This is a genomic window from Microvirga tunisiensis (assembly GCF_009296175.1).
Classification (GTDB): Bacteria; Pseudomonadota; Alphaproteobacteria; order Rhizobiales; family Beijerinckiaceae; genus Microvirga; species Microvirga tunisiensis.
Genome location: NZ_VOSK01000123.1, coordinates 1 through 19,425, shown reverse-complemented (window position 1 = coordinate 19,425; position 19,425 = coordinate 1). Strand labels below are relative to the sequence as shown.

Sequence of the window (19,425 nt, the reverse complement as noted above, 5' to 3'; positions counted from 1 at the left end):
CGGCGGCTGAGTTCGAGAGCGAGATAGATCGTGTGGGTGCTGTGCGAGAATGAAGCGTCTGCTGAGGGCGAGTAGAGCATGAGCGGCCTCCGGGGTGAGGTGACCGCCTTACCTCACCAATCCGGCGGTCACTGGCCCATGAGATCTTTTATGTGGCCAAACCCGGTTATCAGGGGCCGGACGAGTTCTCCTACGCAATCGTCGGAACGGACCAGTATGGTGGTCCGATGCGTGTCACTACGAAGATGAAAGTCACCGTCGTTCCGTGATCGGGATCAGCTCCGGTAGTCGCCGTTGATCTCCACATAGGCTTTGGTGAGGTCGCAGGTCCACGCGGTGGCCTCGCCCCGACCAAGACCCAGGTCGACGCGGATCGTGATCTCGTCCCCTTTCATGTAGGCGGAGGTCTTCGCCTCGTCGTATTCCGGATCGCGGGCGCCTTTGACGGCGACGCGGATGTCGCCGAACCAGATCGCGAGCTTGTCGCGCTCGGCCGGCTCGCCGGCCTTGCCGACGGCCATGACCACGCGGCCCCAATTGGCGTCCTCGCCGGCCACCGCCGTCTTCACCAGCGGCGAATTGGCAATCGCCATGGCAATGCGCTTCGCCGAGGTCGCGCCGGTGGCGCCCGTCACTCTCACGGTCACGAACTTGCGCGCGCCCTCACCGTCGCGGGCGACCTGCTGGGCAAGGTCGCACAACAGCCCTTCCAGCGCGCCGCGGAACTCCTTCAGGCGCCGATCGCTCGGCAGGGAGATCGTCGGCGCGCCCTTGGCGGCCGCCGCGCCGGTCGCGAAGAACAGGAGCGTATCGGAGGTGGAGGTATCGCTGTCCACCGTTACGCAATTGAAGCTCTTGTCGGCGCCCTTCTTCAAAAGGGTCTGAAGCACAGGGGCCGCAATGGGAGCGTCGGTGAAGATGAAGGAGAGCATGGTCGCCATGTCCGGAGCGATCATGCCGGCACCTTTGGCGATGCCGTTGATGGTGACCTCGACGCCGCCGATGGTGGCCGTACGGGTCGCCACTTTCGGGAAGGTGTCGGTAGTCATGATCGCCTTGGCAGCATCGAGCCAGGCGGTGGGTTTAGCCTTCTTCTCGCAAGCTGCGAGCACGTTCTCGAACTTCGTCGCATCGAGAGGCTCGCCGATCACGCCGGTGGAGGCGATGAAGACCTGCGAGGCCCGGCAGCCTGCCGCTTCGGCGGCGATGTCGGCCGTGAGCTTGACGGCTTCCGAGCCCTTCTTGCCGGTGAAGGCGTTGGCATTGCCGGAATTGACCACCAGCGCCCGGGCAGCGCCCTTGGCGAGATTCTTGCGGCACCAGTCGACCGGGGCCGAGGGGCATTTGGAGCGGGTGAACACGCCCGCTACGGTCGTGTCCTTGGGCAGCGTCACATAGAGAACGTCGGTTCGGTTGTTGTATCGGATGCCGGCCTCCGCCGTTGCGATTCTGACGCCGTCGATGGCGGGAAGCGTCGGAAATGACTTGGGCGCGAGCGGAGACACGGTCTTGGACATGGACGAACTCGAAGAGAGCTGTTGGGATACGACGTTGCGAGCCGCGACCTGTGGTTTTTTAAGGCTTTTTGTCAAGTCAAAGCTTCACCGCGATGGAATCGAGAACGTGGGAACGACCGTTCGGTGCCGTCGTTGACCCGATCCGAGAACGATGGAGACATCCTGTGACCGGCAAGCATCCTAAGACTCAACCGCAAGAACGTCCTCGCAGCGACCTCGATGTCGATCCCGGCATCGGGCGCTCGAAGGGCTCCACCATGGCCGGCGAAGACCCGCGCGACCTCGATGGCGGCTCGACCTTCCAGGGTGATGTCGAGAACCAGACCAACCGCGAGGGCGGCGTGAATCCGAACCGGATGGGGCGTACGAACAAGTGACATGACCTGCTGAGGCCATGTCATCCCCGGCAAGCCTTCAAGCCGAGGGAAGGGGATCTACTGATGCGCGCTGAGCGGGCAAGCGGATCCCCTTCCTCTCCGCTTCGTTCCAGCCGGGAATGACGCTCGAAATGAAAAGGGCGGCCCGGAGGCCGCCCTGAACGTGTCTGAAAACAGAAAAGCTTACTGCTGCTTCTGCTCGACGAGGTTGCCCTTGTCGTCCAGGCGCTCGATCTTGGCGTTCTTGCGCAGGCCCATGATCAGGTCCTGCTGCGCCTTGCGGGCAAGGTAGGTCTCGACCTGATCCTTGGTCTCGTCAAAGGTCGGAGCGGGTTTGGCGCGCTTCTCCTCGACCTTGATCACGTGCCAGCCGAACTGGCTCTTCACCGGATCGGAGATCTGGCCGGGCTCGAGCTTGAAAGCGGTCTCGGCAAAGGGCTCGACCATACGGTCTTTGGTGAAAAAGCCGAGGTCGCCGCCGTCGGTCTTGGAGCCGGGGTCCTTCGAGACCTCGCCGGCCACCTTGGCGAAATCCTCGCCACCTTTGACGCGGGTAGCGATCTTCTTGGCCTCGTCCTCGTTCTCGACCAGGATGTGGCGGGCGCGGACTTCCTGTTCGGTGGGCACGCTCTTGACGGTCTCGTCATAGAGCTTGCGGGCGGCTTCCGGGGTCACGGCCTTCTTGGCCTCTTGGTCGAGGTATTCGTCGAGCAGGGTCTTGTCCCGGTTATAGGCGAGCTTGCGGGTGAATTCGGCGCCGCTGCCGACCTTGGCCGCCTCGGCAGCCTTGGCTCCGAGCTTCAGGTCGATCATGTAGCCGGTCAGCAGGTCGCGCTTCTGGGCTTCCGGAACGTTCGGCATCTGCAGGGCCGGATCCTCGGCGGCGAGGGCGAGATCCCCTTCCGTGATGTCGACGCCGTTGACACGGGCGATCACCTTGGCCGGATCGACGGCGGGCACAGCCGCAGGGGACGTCGCTGGCGCGGGAGGGGTCTGGGCGAGGGCAGCCCCAGCCATGATCGGCAGGGCGACGCTGAGGGTCAGAAGGCTCTTCCGGAACGTGAGTGAGCGAGACATGTGGTTTCCTCTGGTGAGCGTGATCGCCCACGGACAGCGACGATCAGATGGCCGAATGTGTTTACGTTTGCAAGTGATGGCATATTTATGTCACAGCGTCGCCGCTCGCGGGGTCTTGAACGGTCCTCCGGGCCGGCTTGAGGCTGCGCCACTCGGGCACAGTCTTTAAGATGCGTTCTGGCGTAATTAGGTCTATAAGGCGGCGCAAACGCCCCTTTCTCGTGCATTCTGGAATTCTGAAGGCTCTCGATGTTCGGTTCTCTCGCGAAGAAAATCTTCGGCTCGGTCAATGATCGCCGTCTGAAGTCCTATCGGCCGAAGGTTGCGGCCATCAACGCGATGGAGGCCGAGCTGGAGGCCCTGTCCGACGAGCAGCTCCGTGCCCGCACCGAGGACTTCAAGGCCCAGCTCGCCGCCGGCAAGACCCTGGACGACATCCTGGTCCCCGCCTTCGCCACCGTCCGCGAGGCGGCCAAGCGCACCTTGGGCCAGCGCCACTTCGACGTGCAGCTCATCGGCGGCATGGTGCTTCACGAGGGTTCGATCGCCGAAATGCGCACCGGTGAAGGCAAGACCCTGGTGGCGACGCTGCCGGTCTACCTCAACGCCCTGGCCGGTAAGGGCGTCCACGTGGTGACGGTCAACGACTACCTCGCCCGCCGCGATAGCGAGTGGATGGGCCAGATCTACCGCTTCCTGGGTCTCTCCGTCGGGGTGATCGTCCATGGGCTCGACGATGTCGAGCGCGCCGAAGCCTATGCCGCCGACATCACCTATGGCACCAACAACGAATACGGCTTCGACTATCTGCGCGACAACATGAAGTACGAGATGGCGCAAATGGTCCAGCGGGGCCACAACTTCGCCATCGTGGACGAGGTGGACTCGATCCTGGTCGACGAGGCGCGTACGCCGCTCATCATCTCCGGTCCCCTCGACGACCGATCCGAGCTCTACAATGCCATCGATGTGGTGATCCCACGCCTCAACAAGAGCGATTACGAGCTTGATGAGAAGCAGCGCTCCGTGGCTCTCACCGAAGATGGCACCGAGAAGATCGAAGCGCTTCTGCGGGAGATCGGCCTGCTCAAGGAGGGCGACCTCTACGACGCCCAGAACGCGACCCTCGTCCACCATATGAACCAGGCGTTGCGCGCCCACACCCTGTTCCAGCGCGACAAGGACTACATCGTCCGCAACGGCGAAGTAGTGATCATCGACGAGTTCACCGGCCGCATGATGCAGGGCCGGCGTTACTCGGAAGGCCTGCACCAGGCGCTCGAGGCCAAGGAGAAGGTCCAGGTCCAGCCCGAGAATCAGACCCTCGCGTCGATTACCTTCCAGAACTACTTCCGCCTCTACGACAAGCTCGCGGGCATGACCGGCACCGCGGCGACGGAAGCCGACGAGTTCCTGGAAATCTACAACCTGGAAGTGGTCGAGATCCCGACCAACCGTCCCGTCTCCCGCATCGACGACGACGACGAGGTCTACCGGACCATGGACGAGCGCTACCAGGCGGTCATCCGCGATATCGAGGAATCCTCCGCCAAGGGCCAGCCGATCCTGGTCGGCACCACCTCGATCGAGAAGTCGGAGCTTCTCGCCGAACTTCTGATCAAGGACGGCTATACCCTCATCGATTTCGAGAACCCGCAGGCGCTCGAGCCTCTCTACCGCGACGCGCGGGCGGGCCGGGGGACCAAGCACTTCGCCGTGCTGAACGCCCGCTTCCACGAGCAGGAGGCCTTCATCGTCGCCCAGGCCGGTGTGCCGGGCGCGATCACGATTGCCACCAACATGGCCGGCCGCGGCACCGACATTCAGCTCGGCGGTAACGCCAAGATGCGCGTCGAGCGCGAGTTGGTCGGCATCGAGGGCGAGGAGCGCGCACGCCGCGAAAAGGAGATCCTCGAAGAGGTTGCCTCCTTCAAGGAGAAGGCGCTGGCCGCCGGCGGCCTCTACGTGCTCGGCACCGAGCGCCACGAATCCCGCCGCATCGACAACCAGCTGCGCGGCCGCTCCGGCCGCCAGGGCGATCCGGGCCGCTCCAAGTTCTACCTGTCGCTCCAGGACGACCTGATGCGCATCTTCGGCTCGGACCGCATGGACGGTATGCTGCAGAAGCTCGGCCTGAAAGAAGGCGAGGCCATCATCCACCCGTGGATCAACAAGGCCATCGAGCGGGCGCAGGCGAAGGTCGAGGCGCGCAACTTCGACATCCGCAAGAACATCCTGAAATACGACAACGTCATGAACGACCAGCGCAAGGTCGTCTTCGAGCAGCGCAAGGAGTTCATGGCGGAAGAGAGCGTGCGCGAGACCATCGACGACATGCGCCATGGCGTCATCGAGGACGTCGTCTCCCGTGCCATCCCGGAGAACGCCTATGCCGAGCAATGGGACGTGGCCGGCCTGAAGGAGAACGTCGTCAACTTCCTCAATCTCGATCTGCCGATCGAGGATTGGGCGAAGGAAGAGGGCATTGCCGACGATGAGATCCGCGAGCGCATCACCAAGGCGGCCGACGAGGCTTACGCCCAGCGCGTCGAGGCCAATACGTCCGAGGTCATGAACTATGTGGAGAAGCAGGTTCTGCTTCAGAGCCTGGATCACCTCTGGCGCGAGCATCTCGTGACCCTCGACCATCTGCGTCAGGTCATCGGCTGGCGCGGCCTTGCCCAGCGCGATCCGCTGAACGAGTACAAGTCCGAGGCCTTCGAGCTGTTCAATGCCCTGATCGGCCATCTGCGCGAGCAGGTGACGGGCCAGCTCATGCGCATCCAGGTGGTGTTCCAGCAGCCGGAGCCGCAGGGACTCCCGCCCATGTTCGCCCAGCATCTCGATCCGGCCACCGGCGAGAACGAGTTCGACCTGGCTCAGGGCAATGCTCTCGGAGCCGCTTCGGCCCTCGGCTTTACGGCCGCTGCCGCGGAGATGGATCCGGCCTCGTCCCGCAACCCGAACGACCCCTCCACCTGGGGCCGGGTCAGCCGAAACGAGCCTTGCCCCTGCGGTTCGGGCAAGAAGTTCAAGCACTGCCACGGACAGTACGTGGCGTAAGCGCCAAAGACACTCAAACAACGAAAAGCCCGGCCATCGCGCCGGGCTTTTTGCTGTGGCGGTCTCGTGCTGGCTTCGAGCTCGCTTTCTACCTCCGTTGCGCCAGCAGATCTCTGGGGCGGCAAGGGGTAGGATACGTTCCAACCAACGCTTCCACCCCTTCGTTCGTGCGTGGCTGGCGCGACCACGGACGAGCGAACCGAAGGAGAGAGCCATGTCCCACATCGGAAGCTGTTTTTGCGGTGCCGTTCAGATCGAAGTCAGTGGATCTCCGGAGGCGATGGGCTATTGTCACTGCCAGTCCTGCCGCTCATGGTCCGGCGGGCCGGTGAACGCCTTCAGCCTCTGGAAGCCCGAGGCGGTGCGTGTCACATCGGGCGCCGAGCATCTCGCGACGTTCCAGAAGACGAAGTTCAGCCAGCGGCAATATTGCTCGAAATGCGGCGGGCACCTGATGACCAACCATCCGACGCTGGGCGTCGTCGATGTGTTCGCTGCGACCATTCCGACCCTCACCTTCACCCCCGCCGTCCACTTCAATTATGCGGAGACGGTGCTGCCCATGCGGGACGGTCTGCCAAAACTGAAGGACTTTCCCGTTGAGGCCGGGGGAACAGGTGAGATGATGGCCGAGTGACAGCCTGGAACGTCGCTCGGCGCGCTTATCTGCGCGATCTCCCCGATGCCGAATTGCACCTGCTCGATGGCGGGCATTGGCTGTTGGAAACAAACCTTGCCGAAGTCGTCGCTCTGGTGCGAGATTTTCTGCCGCCGGTCTGGAGATGAGGCATAAACCTCACCGCGATGCGGCTTCATCCCCGCACTACCCGATCCTCTAAAGTTTCTGTCCGGTATTGGTTTCTGGGGTATGCGGTGTGGGGGCGATATCGTCCCACAGGCTCTCGCTGGTGTCGCAATCCGTTTTCGGCGGCTTTCCTGCAGGCTGAACCAGTTGGCGGGCTTCGAACGGGCCTGCGATCTCATTGACGATCTTGGTTCTGGTCTCGGTCAGAAGTTGCCCGCGTTCCCGCACAGGGATCATGAAGGCATTGGAGCCACCGATGACGCAGTCGCGGTAATAGGCATCCAATGTCGCGTCCTCACGCCTGTCCGGCCGTCGGAGCAGGATGGGAAGGCCGTTGATCGTGACGCCGCGCGCTACCGCCTTGTCGCGCACATCCGTGACAAGGGGACCCTGGTTGTTCGAGCCGTCGCCCGAAATGTCGATCACGCGTCGCGTGGGCAGGACGGGCCCGGAGGAGAAGAGGGACAGGCTGAAATCGATGGCTTCCGATATGGAAGTGCCGGCCCCACGGCGGATGGGCGCGCGGGCCAGCCGCTCGGCGAAGGAGAGGCTGTCCTTCGAGCTTTCCAGAACCGTCCAGGGCACGACGACATTCTGGACATGCGGGTGCGCCCCGGCCCACTCCACGTAGGTAACCGCGATGCGCCCCAGCATGCCGCTGTGAATGGCCTGATGCACCGATGGCGAGCGGAAGGCTTCCACATAACCCTGCCGTTGCAGGTCCTGCTCGTCCGGGTCCATGGACGTGGAGACATCGACGGCGAGCACAAGGGCGAGATCGACCTCGTCAGGCGCCCGTTGCCAGGCCGGAGCGACGGTCAGGAGCCCCGCCACGAGAGCGGAGAGCAGCCATGGAGCCTTGGGATACCGCATCGCGATCTCCCTTAGAGCATCGGACCCAAAAGTGGCTCCACTCTTGGATCGATCCGATGCTCAATCCCTTGAGCGGCGCATCGTTGACGCGGAAAACCGGAGCCACATTCCGCCGGGGCGGACCGTCGGTCCCGCACGATGCGCTAGTCGAAGACCTTCGGTCTCCTCGGATCTCCGGATGGTACGTCAGCTTTCCTTGCGGCGATAGGGCTCGTGACAGCCGCCGCAGTTCTGGCCGACCCGCTGGATCGCCGCCTGCAGGCTGGCCTGATCCGTGATCGACGCCTGGACCGCCTTGGCATCCTGTTCGAGTTTGGCCGCATGAGCGTCGAAATCCGCCTTGCGCTCCCAGATGGCCGGGAGTGCGGCGGTCTTGCCCTGCTGCGAGCCTGCCGGAAAGAGGGCCGGGATCTGCTGTGCGTTCTGCGAAATCCGCTGGAAGGCCGCCTGGGCGGTCGCGGCGTTGAATGGAACCTGTCCTCGGGCCATGCCGGTGAGGGCGCGCACCTGCTCCTGATTGTTCTTCATCAGGTTCTGGCGCTGGGTGATCGGATCGCTTGATTGGGCCAGCACTCCAAGTCCGCTGGTGGTCAACACCATGAATGCAGCAATGACGGTCTTTCGCATGACGACCATCCTTTCTCCCCCGTCGCAGAATGTCCTCTCGCTTCTGATTGGGCCATAGGAAATGTGGGTTAGAGCCTGCTATTCGGCCGAGGTGCCTTGTCCTGGACCTCTGACATTTTGCCCGACCTCGGGCGCTCGCGGGCGGGCGCAAGCCATGTCATAAGGCCGCCGCAACTCCTTCAGGCCTTGGGACCCATGATTCGCGTCGAGAATGTCAGTAAGCAGAATAGTCACCGTATCCTCTTCATCGAGGCCTCCGGGAGCCTCCAGAAGGGCGAGAAGGTCGGGTTGGTGGGGCCGAACGGCGCGGGCAAGACGACGCTCTTCCGGATGATCAACAAGGAAGAGCAGCCCGACGAGGGCCAGGTCGCGGTCGATCGCGGTGTGACGATCGGCTATTTCAGCCAGGATGTCGGCGAAATGGCGGGCCGTAGCGCCGTGGCCGAGGTGATGGAAGGCGCCGGCCCCGTGAGCGCCGTTGCCGCCGAGCTGCGGGAGCTCGAAGCCGCGATGGTCGATCCGGACAAGGCGGACGATCTCGACCGAGTCATCGAGCGCTATGGCGAGGTGCAGGCGCGCTACGAGGAGCTGGACGGCTATTCTCTCGAGGGCCGGGCGCGTGAGGTCCTGGCGGGCTTAGGCTTCAGCCAGGAGATGATGGACGGCGATGTGGGCGCCCTGTCCGGCGGCTGGAAGATGCGCGTCGCGCTCGGCCGCATCCTCCTGATGCGTCCGGACGTCATGCTCCTCGACGAGCCGAGCAACCACCTGGATCTCGAGAGCATCATCTGGCTGGAGGAGTTTCTGAAGGGCTATGAGGGCGCGCTGCTCATGACCTCGCACGACCGCGCCTTCATGAACCGCATCGTCAACAAGATCATGGAGATCGACGGCGGTTCGCTGACGACCTATTCCGGCGATTACGAGTTCTACGAACAGCAGCGCGCCCTCAACGAGAAGCAGCAACAGGCCCAATTCGAGCGCCAGCAGGCCATGCTCGCCAAGGAGATCAAGTTCATCGAACGCTTCAAGGCGCGCGCCTCCCACGCCGCCCAGGTGCAGAGCCGGGTCAAGAAGCTGGAGAAGATCGACCGGGTGGAGCCGCCGAAGCGCCGTCAGTCGGTGGCATTCGAATTCCTGCCGGCGCCGCGCTCCGGCGACGACGTTGTCGTTCTGAAGAACGTTCACAAGCGCTACGGCAGCCGCAGCATCTACGAGGGTCTGGACTTTGCAGTGCGTCGCAAGGAGCGCTGGTGCGTCATGGGCGTCAACGGTGCCGGCAAGTCGACGCTGCTGAAGCTGGTAGCTGGCTCCGCAACGCCCGATGATGGGACTGTTGCGGTCGGCAGCTCTGTGAAGATGGGCTATTTCGCCCAGCACGCCATGGAGGTGCTGGAGGGCGACCGCACGGTGTTCGAGTTCCTGGAGGAGGCGTTTCCGCAGGCCGGGCAGGGCTCGCTGCGCACGCTTGCCGGCTGCTTCGGCTTCTCCGGAGACGATGCGGAGAAGAAATGCCGCGTGCTCTCGGGCGGCGAGAAGGCCCGGCTGGTGATGGCCCAGATGCTCTACGACCCGCCGAACTTCCTGGTGCTCGACGAGCCGACGAACCATCTCGACATGGCCACGAAGGAGATGCTGATCGAGGCCCTGTCGCGCTACGAGGGCACCATGCTCTTCGTCTCCCACGACCGCCACTTCCTGGCGGCCTTGTCGAACCGGGTTCTCGAGCTCACGGCCGAGGGCATCCGCCAATACGGCGGCGGCTATACCGAGTATGTGGCCCGCACCGGCCAGGAGGCTCCGGGCCTGCGGCACTAGCAGACCAGCCCGATGATCCATCGAAAGCCCGGCCACCGCGCCGGGCTTTTTGCTGCCGCCATCGCGACGTCAGCTTTAGGCAAGCATCGTCGTCGATAAGGCAGGAACCACCACAACCATTTTTGAGGAAGGCCCTGTCAATGGGCCTGCTTCGCAACCTTTCAATTTCCAGGCCGAAACATCATGGCATTGAATACGTCCCTCCCGGTGCTCATCGTCGACGATTATCAAACGATGCTGCGCATCATCCGCAACCTCCTGAAGCAGATCGGCTTCAACGATGTCGACGAAGCCAAGGACGGCTCGGAGGCCCTGGGCAAGCTCAAGGAGAAGAAATACGGGCTCGTGATCTCCGACTGGAACATGGCGCCGATGACCGGCTTCGAGCTGCTCCAGAAGGTCCGCGCCGATGCGGAGCTGAATGCACTTCCCTTCATCATGATCACCGCCGAGGCCAAGACCGAGAACGTCGTGGCCGCCAAGCAGGCGGGCGTGAACAACTACATCGTGAAGCCCTTCAACGCGGAAACCCTGCGCTCGAAGATCGCCGCCGTACTGGGTGAGTAGTCGCAATGCGTCTCCCGCCACCTGTCTCTTTTGACCCTTTGAGTCTGGACCTCCTGGCTCAGTCCCGCGAGAGCATCGCTGCCCGAAGGCATGCCGAGCTCATGCGGGGCATGGCGGCTATTCATGCGGCGCTGGAGCCGAACAGCGGAGCTTCAAAGGCTCTCCTGGACCAGATCCGGACCGATCTGCGCGAAGCGCTCAGGCTCAAGGACGAACTCGACGCCATCACGGAGTCGATCCAGCGCACGAAGCGGGAAATCGCAACCCTGCATTCCCACACGCCGGGCGGTCAGGTGACCAGCGTCACCGATGAGCTTGGAGCCGTGGTGTCCGGCACGGAAGCGGCCACCAACAGCATCCTGGCGGCGGCCGAGGAGATCGACGAAATCACCGGAACGCTCTCCTCGCGACTGTCCGGCGAGGACGCCGCGATGACCCAGAAGATCTCCGACCGGGTGATCACGATCTTCGAGGCATGCAATTTCCAGGACATTACCGGCCAGCGCATCAGCAAGGTCGTCAGCTCGATGAAGTTCATCGAGGAACGCGTGACCCAGATGGCGCATATCTGGGGCGGCCTGGAGAGCTTCAACGAGGTGGAATCCTTCAAGATGCCGGAGAGGGAGGGGGATGAGGCCCTGCTGAACGGGCCGGCTCTGGACGGCGATCCGACACGCACCTCCCAGGACGCCATCGACGCCTTGTTCGGTTGATTCGACCTGCGCGAGGCCTGCGCTACGAGCGAAATAAAAGCCCGGTGGTTGCGCCGGGCTTTTTGCTGTCCTTCACTGCCGAAGCAGGGTCAGATCGGTTGTTGCTCGGACAGGACCATTCAGGCCGATGCGATCCGTGACGACGATTCGAAAGTGATCCGAATCGAGGCTCACGACTCTCATCCGGGCCGTCGTGTCGCCATAAAGAGGCTTCGGCCACTCGATCGCCAGATCAAAGTCATTCCCAAGCTGACGGCCGGTGAGTTGAGCCGTCCCGACCCGCGAACCCGTATAAGTGCCGGTGACCTGGCCCGAACGGAGATCCCAGGACAAACGAGCGCTGACCGATCTCGCGACGATCAGATAAGCCCAGCATGTGCCCTGGAGCGACAGACCGGTGGCCCCCTGCTGCAGGATGGTGAAGCGGCAGCGGACTTGGTGGGAATCGGCATCCGGCCCCTCCACGATGGTTCCGGATCCGGAAAAGGAGCCGGCGTAGAGGTCGAAGACAGACGGTGCAGCGCCCGCGCTCCCGGTTGCGCCACAGAGCAAGAGAATGACGGCGCAAGACAGCCGGTGCGAAAGGCGGTTCACGGATGCCTCCCTTGGGGATCGGCCATATGGGGCCTGTAATTGTCGCGTCTGAGGCAGCAACCGAGGTTCATGTCGATCTCATCAAACCGATACTTCGCACTTCTGCACCATCCGAAACCGCTTCTCTTGGCTGGCGCATCGTTGAAAGCGGAAAACCGGATCCACATTTCGCTAACGCCGATCTCCGGTTCCGCACAATGCGCCGGAGTGCTGCCAAATTGCTGACGGCAGGTTCGAGCCATCATCGCACCGCGGCATGAATACGCGACAGCATTAACGAAAAGCCCGCCGGTGAGGCGGGCTTTCGCGTCTTAATTTGCATGGGCGGCCGCTCAGTTGGCCGCTGCCACATCGACCTTCGCAGGAGCCTGAGCCCGCTTCTGGGGCACGGTCTTCGTGGACGGAGCCGCCTTGGCGTGAGCCGGAGCGATCTGGACCGTCTCCGCCACAGGCTGTGAAGCCGAGGTGCTGAACAGATCCGTCACGTTGCCGAACATCTTCTTGTAGAACGGCGTCTCCTGTGAGGAGGCCCCTGCCGCGGCAGGGGCCACCGGAGCGGTCTGCTGCGTTACCGCCACACGGCTCTCGGCCTGACGGGTTTCAGGCTGCGAGGCCGGAACCTCTTTCATCGAGGCGAAGGCGAGCGCGGTCGACGGCGTCTCGATCTTCTCGCGGCCGCTATCGTCGAGCGCGATCTGCTGCGGGCCCGAGGAGATGCCTTCTGTGCGGCTCACGAAACCGAGCTTGCTGTCGGACACGCCCGTCGCATTGGCCAGCGCCGCGCGGAAGGATTCGTGCGTGTCGCCATCGTTGTAGACGAGCTTGATCGGCTTCTCGCCCTTGGCGATCAGATCGGCCACCTCCTGCTCGTCATGACGCTGCTTCTGCGCCACGGCGGACGCGGCGCTCTCATCGACATTGAACAGATAGCGCTTGTCGGCAACCGCCACACGCAGCTCGTCCTTCGTGACCTCGAAGGTATCGGAGCCTTCCTTCAGGTTCTTCCAGAAACCGATATTCGGGTCGAGACGATGCTTGGCCACGTTCTCCGCCGTCATCCGGAACGGATAGGACTGGAACTGGAAGCCGCGCTGACCGGCACTCAGGGCCTCGCGGGCGATGGCGTAGATCTCGGCGATGTTCTGGTCCGTCATGGCAAAGCAGCCGCGCGACGAGCACGCGCCATGCACCATGATGTCGCCGCCGTTGCGGCCGAAGGACCGGTCGAAGGCGTTCGGATAGCCGGTATCGAACGACAGGTAATAGGCTGAGTTCGGGTTCATCTGCGCCGGGGTGACCGTGTAGAAGCCCTCCGGCACCTGGCGGTCGCCTTCCCTGGTCTTGGGGCCGAGCTGGCCCGACCAGCGGCAGATCGGATAGGTCTTGAGGAGCGCGTACTTGCCGTTGGAACCGCGCTTCCAGACCTCCAGCTCCGATTCCTTCTTGTAGGCCCGGACCAGGATCGGGTCATCCTTGGACATGCCCTTGGTCGACATCAACGCCATGGTGGCCGACGGAATCGGCGTCAGGTGGCGTGTGGAGCCTCTGGAGAGATTGTCGTCCTGGCAGGCAGTAAGCGCGAGCACCAGGCTCGCGGCCAATGCAAAACGCTTCATCATGGGGGACCCCGCAATTTTTGATCTGCCGGACGTTTTGCCGGTCAGTTCCCCTTTAACCCCTAAATCGTTAGCCTTAACTGGTCATTACTGCAAGCGGAGCCGTGATGAAGTTATGATTAAAGGAAGGTAAAAAATCCGCCTGCGAAGGGTTTTGGCACCGCTCATCGGAGGGAAACGCATCTCTTCCGAGGTAAAGCGGGACCCGTGCGGCAGAAAGGAGCCCGTCCGAGCCGGGCGAGCCACGAAATCGGCGAGGCGAATCCTAGAGCTTGCGGCCGATATTGAGGAACTTGTCGGCGCGGTGATCGCGGATCTCAGCCGGGCCCATATTGCCGAGATCGTGCAGGGCTTCCTCGATGGCATTGCCGGTGGCCTGGATAGCCGCCTGAGGCTCCCGGTGGGCGCCGCCCACGGGCTCCGTGACGATGCCGTCGATGATGCCGAGCCGCAGGAGGTCCTGGGCCGTGATCTTCATGTTGGTGGCCGCATCCTGCGCGCGAGCTGCATCGCGCCAGAGGATCGAGGCCGCGCCTTCCGGGGAGATCACGCTGTAGATGGCGTGCTCCAGCATCAGCACCTTGTTGGCGGTGGCGATGGCGATGGCACCGCCCGAGCCGCCTTCGCCGATCACGACGGAGACATTGGGAACGCCCAGGGACAATTGCATCTCGGTCGAGCGGGCGATGGCCTCGGCCTGTCCGCGCTCCTCCGCCTCGATGCCGGGATAGGCACCCGCGGTATCCACGATGGAGATCACCGGTAGGCCGAAACGATCCGCCATTTCCATGAGACGCACGGCCTTGCGGTAGCCCTCGGGGCGGGCCATGCCGAAATTGTGCCGGATGCGTGTCTCGGTGTTGTGGCCCTTCTCCTGGCCCATCACGCAGACGGGCTGGCCACGGAAGCGACCGAAGCCGCCGACAATCGCCTCATCCTCGGCAAACTTGCGGTCTCCGGCGAGCGGGGTGAACTCGGTGATGAGCCCGGCGCAGTAATCGACGAAATGCGGGCGCTGGGGATGGCGCGCCACCAGGGTCTTCTGCCAGGGCGTGAGCTTGGCATAGAGCTCCTTCAGGGCGTCGGCGGCCTTGACCTCCAGGCGGGAAATGTCGTCGGTGATGGAGACGGCGTCCCGGTTCTCACCAAGCGCCCGAAGCTCCTCGACCTTGGCTTCCAGCTCGGCGACGGGCTTTTCGAAATCGAGATAACTGCGCATCAGACTCTGTGAAAATGAAGGCCGGCGTGGCCGGATAGCCCTGCCGAAGCGGGGCGGACACTGGCGTTTTGGAGGACTCAAGTCAAGTTGAGCCCTGCCTTACTCCCGTAAAACTCGGCGGAATCAAGGAGGGTGACCCCACCCGCGACGCGGGAGCCGCCGGGGCCGGAACGAAAACCGGGGACAGGCGCCGGGAGCGGCGTACCGCATGCACGGCTCCGGGCCGGTAAAGCTGCTTCGTCGCCTCCACGATGTGAAGGCCCGCGAACGGCAACGAAAACCCGGCGCCGACCTGCTCCCAGGCCTGGGCGCTCTGGAGCAGGAGGCGGTTGCGCAAGGGGGGCACATAAAGGGTTTCCGCCCAGCCTTCCGGCGAGAACCAGGTCTGGCGCATGAGGCTTTTGAGCTGCGAGCGGCTGTAGGGCTGCCCATAGCCGAAGGGCGTCGTGTCCATGCGGGCCCACAGGCCACGCCGGTTCGGGGCCACCAGGATGATCCGACCGCCGGGGGTGAGAATGCGCCAGATCTCATGCAGAAGTTCGCTCGGACTCTCCACGGTTTCCAGGGCATGGACCACGAGAACCCGGTCGATGGAGGCATCGGGCAGGGGCATCATCAACGGGTCGACGAGCGCCGAGGCCGAGGCGCCGGAGCGGGGCCAGTTCACGACGCCCTGGTTCGCCGGCATGAAGGCCAGTGTCCGCTCGCTTTCGTCCTTGATCGCCGAGAGATAGGGCGGCGCGTAGCCGAGACCGAGCACGCGCAGGCCGGTGAGCGGCCCCCAGAACCGGTCGATGGCGCGTCCGACGAAGCGGCGCGTCACGGCACCCAAGGGGCTGGCGTAGAAGCCGCGCAGATCCGTGATATCGATGCTCATGGTCGAAACGGAATGCCTCTCGATCCGGTCCGGCAGGGGTATTGCGAGGATCCGGGTCTGGTTTCACGCGCAGACTGTTCCATGATAGCTCAGAGCACATCAAGAGAAGGTGCCCCGATGTCCGCCCAGATCCACGCCTTTCTCTGCCTTCAGGACAATATCGGTGTTCTGGTCCACGATCCCAATACGGGAGCCTGCGCGGCCATCGATGCGCCGGAGGAGGGCCCGATCATGGCGGCTCTCGCCAAGACCGGCTGGAAGCTCACCGACATCCTCGTCACGCATCGCCATTCCGATCACGTGCAGGCCATCGAGCCCCTGAAGCGCCGCACCGGCTGTCGGGTGGTGGCCCCGGTCAAGGCTCGCGAGGCGGTGCCGTATGCCGATGCCTATGTGCGCGAGGGCGATACGGTGATCGTGGGCGGTCTTCAGGCGCATGTGTGGGAGACGCCGGGCCATTGTATGGATCATGTATCCTACTGGTTCGCGGCGGATCGCGCTCTGTTCGCCGGCGATACCCTCTTCACTCTCGGGTGCGGGCGGATGTTCGAAGGAACCTATGCCGGGTTCTGGGCCTCGCTTCAGCGTCTCGCTGCCCTGCCGGACGAGGCGCAGGTCTATTGTGGGCACGATTACACGCTCTCCAACGCACGCTTCGCGCTCGCCGCCGATCCCGACAACGAGGCGCTGAAGGCGCGAGCGGCGGAAGCGGAGAAAGCCAAGGCCGAAGGCCGCTTCCTCGTGCCGACGACCATCGGGCAGGAAAAGGCGGCGAATCCTTTCCTGCGGGCCGGGGAGCCTGCGCTCGCGAAATCCGTTCATAAGGAAGGAGCAGCGCCCGTGGAGGTGTTTCAGGCCTTGCGCGAATGGAAGAACAGGTTCTGATGAAGGCATGACCTTGCCAGGAGCGGACAGCCGTATGAACGATCACAGCCTCATCATCGGGCTTGAGAGCCGCCTCCTGAATGCTTGGCCCTCGTTCGATTATCAGCTCTATGACGGCTGGGTCCTCCGCCTTGCGAACGGTTATTCGAAGCGTGCCAATTCCGCGACGCCGTTCCGGCCGGACATCGGCCTCGACGATGAACTGCTCGATTACATGATCGCGCGCTTCGTGGAGGCCAATGTTCGTCCGACCTTCCGTCTCAACGGAGTGGAGACACCCGATGTCGACGAATTGCTGAAGCAGCGCGGCTTCAAGGATATCGAGCCGACGCATGTCCTCACGGCTCCCATCAGAAACGGCGATTGCGAGGCCGATCCCGAAGTGAGCCTGGAGCCACAGGTTTCCAAGCGCTGGGTGCGGGCGGCGGCAGAATCCTATGGTGGCGACAAGGCCGATGACGAGAAGCTGATGAGGATCGTCTCCCGCATCCGCCAGAAGGCGGCATTCGCCACGCTCAGCCTCGACGACAGGCCGGTGGCCTGGGGATTGGGCGTGGTCGAGCGCGGCTATATCGGTCTTTACGACATCGTGGTCGCGCCGGACCTGCGCGGCATCGGCTTAGGTCGTCGCGTGGTCGCGAGCCTCATGGCATGGGGCTGCGGGCAGGGGGCGCACACCGCCTATCTCCAGGTGCGCGAGGAGAACGAGATCGCCCGCTCGCTCTATGGCGCGCTGGGCTTCGAGACGGCCTACCGCTACACCCATCGAGTCATGCCGGGGCGGTCTTCTTCGATGTGAGAGTGGCGATCAGGGCGCCGGCTACGATGAGGCCGCAGGCCAGCGCCAGCGTCAAGGTCGGCTCGGCATAGCCGGCGGCCACCAGGAGCAGGGTCGACAGAACCGGTGTCGCATAAGAAGCGACACCGAGGAAGCGGATGTCGCCGCGCTTCATGCCGATGTCCCACACATAAAAGGCCGCACCCACAGGGCCAAGGCCGAGCGCCAGAAGGGCGAGCCATTGTACGTTCGTCTCTGGCCAGACGGTCGTCTCGAAAATCAGATGGCAGACGAGGCTCAGGAGCGACGTCATGAGGCAAAAGCCCGCCACCGCGTCCGTGGGCACTTGACCGAAGCGGCGGGACAGGACCGAGTATCCGGCCCAGACGAAGGCTGCGATGAAGGCGCAGATGTAGCCGGGCATGTATTCGGCGCGCGCATCGAAGGCGCCACGCCCGGCGATCAGCACCACGACGCCGGCAAATCCGAGCAGTGCCCCCGCGATATGCGACCGCCGCAGATGCTCGCCCGGCAGCAGCGAGGAGAACAGGACGATCAGAAGTGGCCAGAGGTAGTTGATCAGGCCCGATTCAGCCGGCGGCGCCCAGCGCAGGGCCGCGAAATAGAGTGCGTGATAGCCGAACAGGCCGCCGATCCCCAAGGCCCAGACGATCGGCTTCTGGCGCAGGGCCCTGAGACCCTGAGGGCGTACGATCCAGCTCACCACGCCGACCAGACCGCCAACGAGGAAAGTCATGGCGTTGAGCTGGAATGGGGGGATCGTGCCCGTTGCCGCCGTGAACAGGGCGAGCATGGACCAGAGCAGGATGGCGATGAGGCCGATGGTGGTGGCGGTGCGAGTCGTCATGGCCGCCACCTACCACGTCTTCTATGGAGAAGCGAAGCTCCGGGGGCCGAATTGCCGGGACGTCAGTAAGTCGTGCGCCCGCCGCTGAGATCGAAGGTGGCAGCCGTGGTGAAGGAGTTCTCCTCGGAGAGCATCCAGACCACCATGGCGGCGATCTCGTGCAGTTCGGCGAAGCGGTCTCTCGGGATGCGCACCCGCATGTACTCGATGAATTCCGGCGTGAGGGAATCGAGGATCTTCGTCTTGGCGGTGGTGGGCGTGATGCAGTTCACGGCGATGCCGGTCTTGGCCAGCTCCTTGCCCAGGGATTTGGTGAGCCCGATGATGCCGGCCTTCGCGGCGCTGTAGGCGGCGAGGTTCGGATTGCCCTCCTTGCCGGCGACCGACGAGATATTGACGATGCGGCCGTAATCGTTCTCCAGCATGATCGGCACGATGGACCGGCAGCAGTTGAACGTGCCCGTCAGGTTGACCTCGACGACGCTGCGCCACTCGTCGACGGAGTACTCGGCCAGTGGTTTGACCGGACCGGTGATCCCGGCCCCATTCACCAATCCGTCGATGCGTCCGAAGGCGCCACGGGTCTGCTGCGCAGCATGGTCGACCGACAGGCCGTCCGATACGTCGACGCTCAGCCCGATACAATCCTTCGAGAGCGCAGCGGCGCTCGCTTCGGATTCGTCGGGGCGAAGATCCCAGATAGCGACCTTGGCGCCTGATTGCACGAGGCGCTCGCCGATTGCATAGCCGATGCCGCGAGCCCCCCCTGTGATCACGACGGTTTTGTCCGCCATGTCGATGCGGTTCATCGTTCAGGTTCTCCGTGTTGCAGGCAGGATTCAGGGCTGCGATCCCGGAGCGCAGTCTAGAACTGCGTCCGGGACGATGCTCCGCACGTCAGGCCATGTACTGCCCGCCGTTGACGGACAAGGTCGAGCCGGTGACGAAGCCGGCCTCGTCGGCGGCCAGGAAGAGCACGCTGCGGGCGATCTCCTCGGCTTCTCCGAGACGGCCGACGGGAATGAGCGGCAGGATCTTGGACTTCAGAACCTCTTCGGGAACCGCCTTCACCATTTCGGTAGCAATATAGCCCGGCGCGATCACGTTGACGGTGACGCCCTTGTTGGCGTTCTCCTGCGCCAGGGCCTTGG

At 63.6% G+C, this 19,425-nt stretch carries 20 protein-coding genes; 9 read left to right on the top strand and 11 right to left on the bottom strand.

The genetic code is table 11. The annotated features are described in order from the left end of the window. Nucleotides 1-275: 275 nt before the first annotated feature. Nucleotides 276-1,517, bottom strand: coding sequence for a bifunctional glutamate N-acetyltransferase/amino-acid acetyltransferase ArgJ (argJ, locus tag FS320_RS23765; protein WP_152714396.1), 1,242 nt, complete (start codon nt 1,515-1,517; stop codon nt 276-278). 164 nt (nt 1,518-1,681) lie between these two features. Here argJ and FS320_RS23760 point away from each other — a divergent pair, with 164 nt between their 5' ends. Further along, nucleotides 1,682-1,894 carry a hypothetical protein gene (locus FS320_RS23760; protein ID WP_162003192.1) on the top strand — a complete coding sequence of 71 codons (213 nt, stop codon included), beginning with the start codon at nt 1,682-1,684 and terminating at the stop codon, nt 1,892-1,894. A 183-nt stretch (nt 1,895-2,077) separates the two neighbouring features. Here the strand turns inward: FS320_RS23760 and FS320_RS23755 are convergent, their stop codons facing one another. After that, on the bottom strand, nt 2,078-2,971 hold the full coding sequence (locus FS320_RS23755; RefSeq protein WP_152714395.1) for a peptidylprolyl isomerase: 894 nt from the start codon (nt 2,969-2,971) through the stop codon (nt 2,078-2,080). 249 nt (nt 2,972-3,220) lie between these two features. On the opposite strand from FS320_RS23755, the gene secA reads away from it, so the two are divergent. The 3 genes from secA (at nt 3,221) to FS320_RS23740 (ending at nt 6,820) form a co-directional block, all read left to right on the top strand. Next, entirely contained in the window at nt 3,221-6,034 is a 2,814-nt protein-coding gene (secA, locus tag FS320_RS23750; RefSeq protein ID WP_152714394.1) for a preprotein translocase subunit SecA, read from the top strand. 214 nt (nt 6,035-6,248) lie between these two features. After that, complete coding sequence (locus FS320_RS23745) at nt 6,249-6,671, top strand: GFA family protein (RefSeq protein ID WP_152714393.1); 423 nt, start codon at nt 6,249-6,251, stop codon at nt 6,669-6,671. Further along, complete coding sequence (locus tag FS320_RS23740) at nt 6,668-6,820, top strand: hypothetical protein (RefSeq protein WP_202882889.1); 153 nt, start codon at nt 6,668-6,670, stop codon at nt 6,818-6,820. Before FS320_RS23745 ends, FS320_RS23740 begins: the two co-directional genes overlap by 4 nt. 49 nt (nt 6,821-6,869) lie before the next feature. On the opposite strand, the gene FS320_RS23735 is transcribed toward FS320_RS23740, so the two are convergent. Continuing rightward, nucleotides 6,870-7,712, bottom strand: a complete 843-nt coding sequence (locus FS320_RS23735) for a DUF1194 domain-containing protein (protein WP_152714392.1) — start codon at nt 7,710-7,712, stop codon at nt 6,870-6,872. 186 nt (nt 7,713-7,898) lie between these two features. Next, nucleotides 7,899-8,339: a c-type cytochrome gene (locus tag FS320_RS23730; RefSeq protein ID WP_162003191.1), complete on the bottom strand. Its 441-nt coding sequence runs from the start codon at nt 8,337-8,339 to the stop codon at nt 7,899-7,901. Between the two features lie 195 nt (nt 8,340-8,534). Between FS320_RS23730 and FS320_RS23725 the strand changes: the two genes are divergently transcribed. The 3 genes from FS320_RS23725 (at nt 8,535) to FS320_RS23715 (ending at nt 11,437) form a co-directional block, all read left to right on the top strand. Then, a complete protein-coding gene (locus tag FS320_RS23725; RefSeq protein WP_152714397.1) occupies nt 8,535-10,157 on the top strand; it encodes an ABC-F family ATP-binding cassette domain-containing protein in 1,623 nt (540 codons plus the stop codon). Between the two features lie 183 nt (nt 10,158-10,340). Next, entirely contained in the window at nt 10,341-10,724 is a 384-nt protein-coding gene (locus FS320_RS23720) for a response regulator (protein ID WP_036355449.1), read from the top strand. Nucleotides 10,725-10,762: 38 nt separating this feature from the next. Continuing rightward, complete coding sequence (locus FS320_RS23715) at nt 10,763-11,437, top strand: protein phosphatase CheZ (protein WP_244627324.1); 675 nt, start codon at nt 10,763-10,765, stop codon at nt 11,435-11,437. A 72-nt stretch (nt 11,438-11,509) separates the two neighbouring features. On the opposite strand, the gene FS320_RS23710 is transcribed toward FS320_RS23715, so the two are convergent. From FS320_RS23710 to FS320_RS23695, 4 genes are all read right to left on the bottom strand, one after another. Further along, on the bottom strand, nt 11,510-12,031 hold the full coding sequence (locus tag FS320_RS23710; RefSeq protein ID WP_152714389.1) for a hypothetical protein: 522 nt from the start codon (nt 12,029-12,031) through the stop codon (nt 11,510-11,512). 332 nt (nt 12,032-12,363) lie between these two features. Beyond that, the gene (locus tag FS320_RS23705) at nt 12,364-13,650 is read right to left on the bottom strand and encodes a L,D-transpeptidase family protein (protein WP_152714388.1); all 1,287 of its coding nucleotides are present in this window, start codon (nt 13,648-13,650) and stop codon (nt 12,364-12,366) included. A gap of 262 nt (nt 13,651-13,912) precedes the next feature. After that, nucleotides 13,913-14,866 carry an acetyl-CoA carboxylase carboxyltransferase subunit alpha gene (locus FS320_RS23700; protein ID WP_152714387.1) on the bottom strand — a complete coding sequence of 318 codons (954 nt, stop codon included), beginning with the start codon at nt 14,864-14,866 and terminating at the stop codon, nt 13,913-13,915. 82 nt (nt 14,867-14,948) lie between these two features. After that, on the bottom strand, nt 14,949-15,743 hold the full coding sequence (locus FS320_RS23695; protein WP_152714386.1) for a class I SAM-dependent methyltransferase: 795 nt from the start codon (nt 15,741-15,743) through the stop codon (nt 14,949-14,951). Nucleotides 15,744-15,860: 117 nt separating this feature from the next. On the opposite strand from FS320_RS23695, the gene gloB reads away from it, so the two are divergent. Beyond that, a complete protein-coding gene (gloB, locus tag FS320_RS23690; protein WP_152714385.1) occupies nt 15,861-16,628 on the top strand; it encodes a hydroxyacylglutathione hydrolase in 768 nt (255 codons plus the stop codon). 34 nt (nt 16,629-16,662) lie between these two features. Further along, the gene (locus tag FS320_RS23685; protein WP_162003190.1) at nt 16,663-17,427 is read left to right on the top strand and encodes a GNAT family N-acetyltransferase; all 765 of its coding nucleotides are present in this window, start codon (nt 16,663-16,665) and stop codon (nt 17,425-17,427) included. Here FS320_RS23685 and yddG read toward each other — a convergent pair. The 3 genes from yddG to FS320_RS23670 all read right to left on the bottom strand — a co-directional run. After that, nucleotides 17,399-18,274, bottom strand: coding sequence for an aromatic amino acid exporter YddG (gene yddG / locus FS320_RS23680; protein WP_152714383.1), 876 nt, complete (start codon nt 18,272-18,274; stop codon nt 17,399-17,401). The genes FS320_RS23685 and yddG overlap by 29 nt on opposite strands. A gap of 62 nt (nt 18,275-18,336) precedes the next feature. Next, nucleotides 18,337-19,083 (bottom strand): SDR family NAD(P)-dependent oxidoreductase, encoded by a 747-nt coding sequence (locus FS320_RS23675; RefSeq protein WP_152714382.1) that lies wholly within the window; start codon nt 19,081-19,083, stop codon nt 18,337-18,339. Between the two features lie 88 nt (nt 19,084-19,171). Next, a partial coding sequence (locus tag FS320_RS23670; RefSeq protein ID WP_152714381.1) for an SDR family oxidoreductase occupies nt 19,172-19,425 on the bottom strand: 254 nt, incomplete at its 5' end.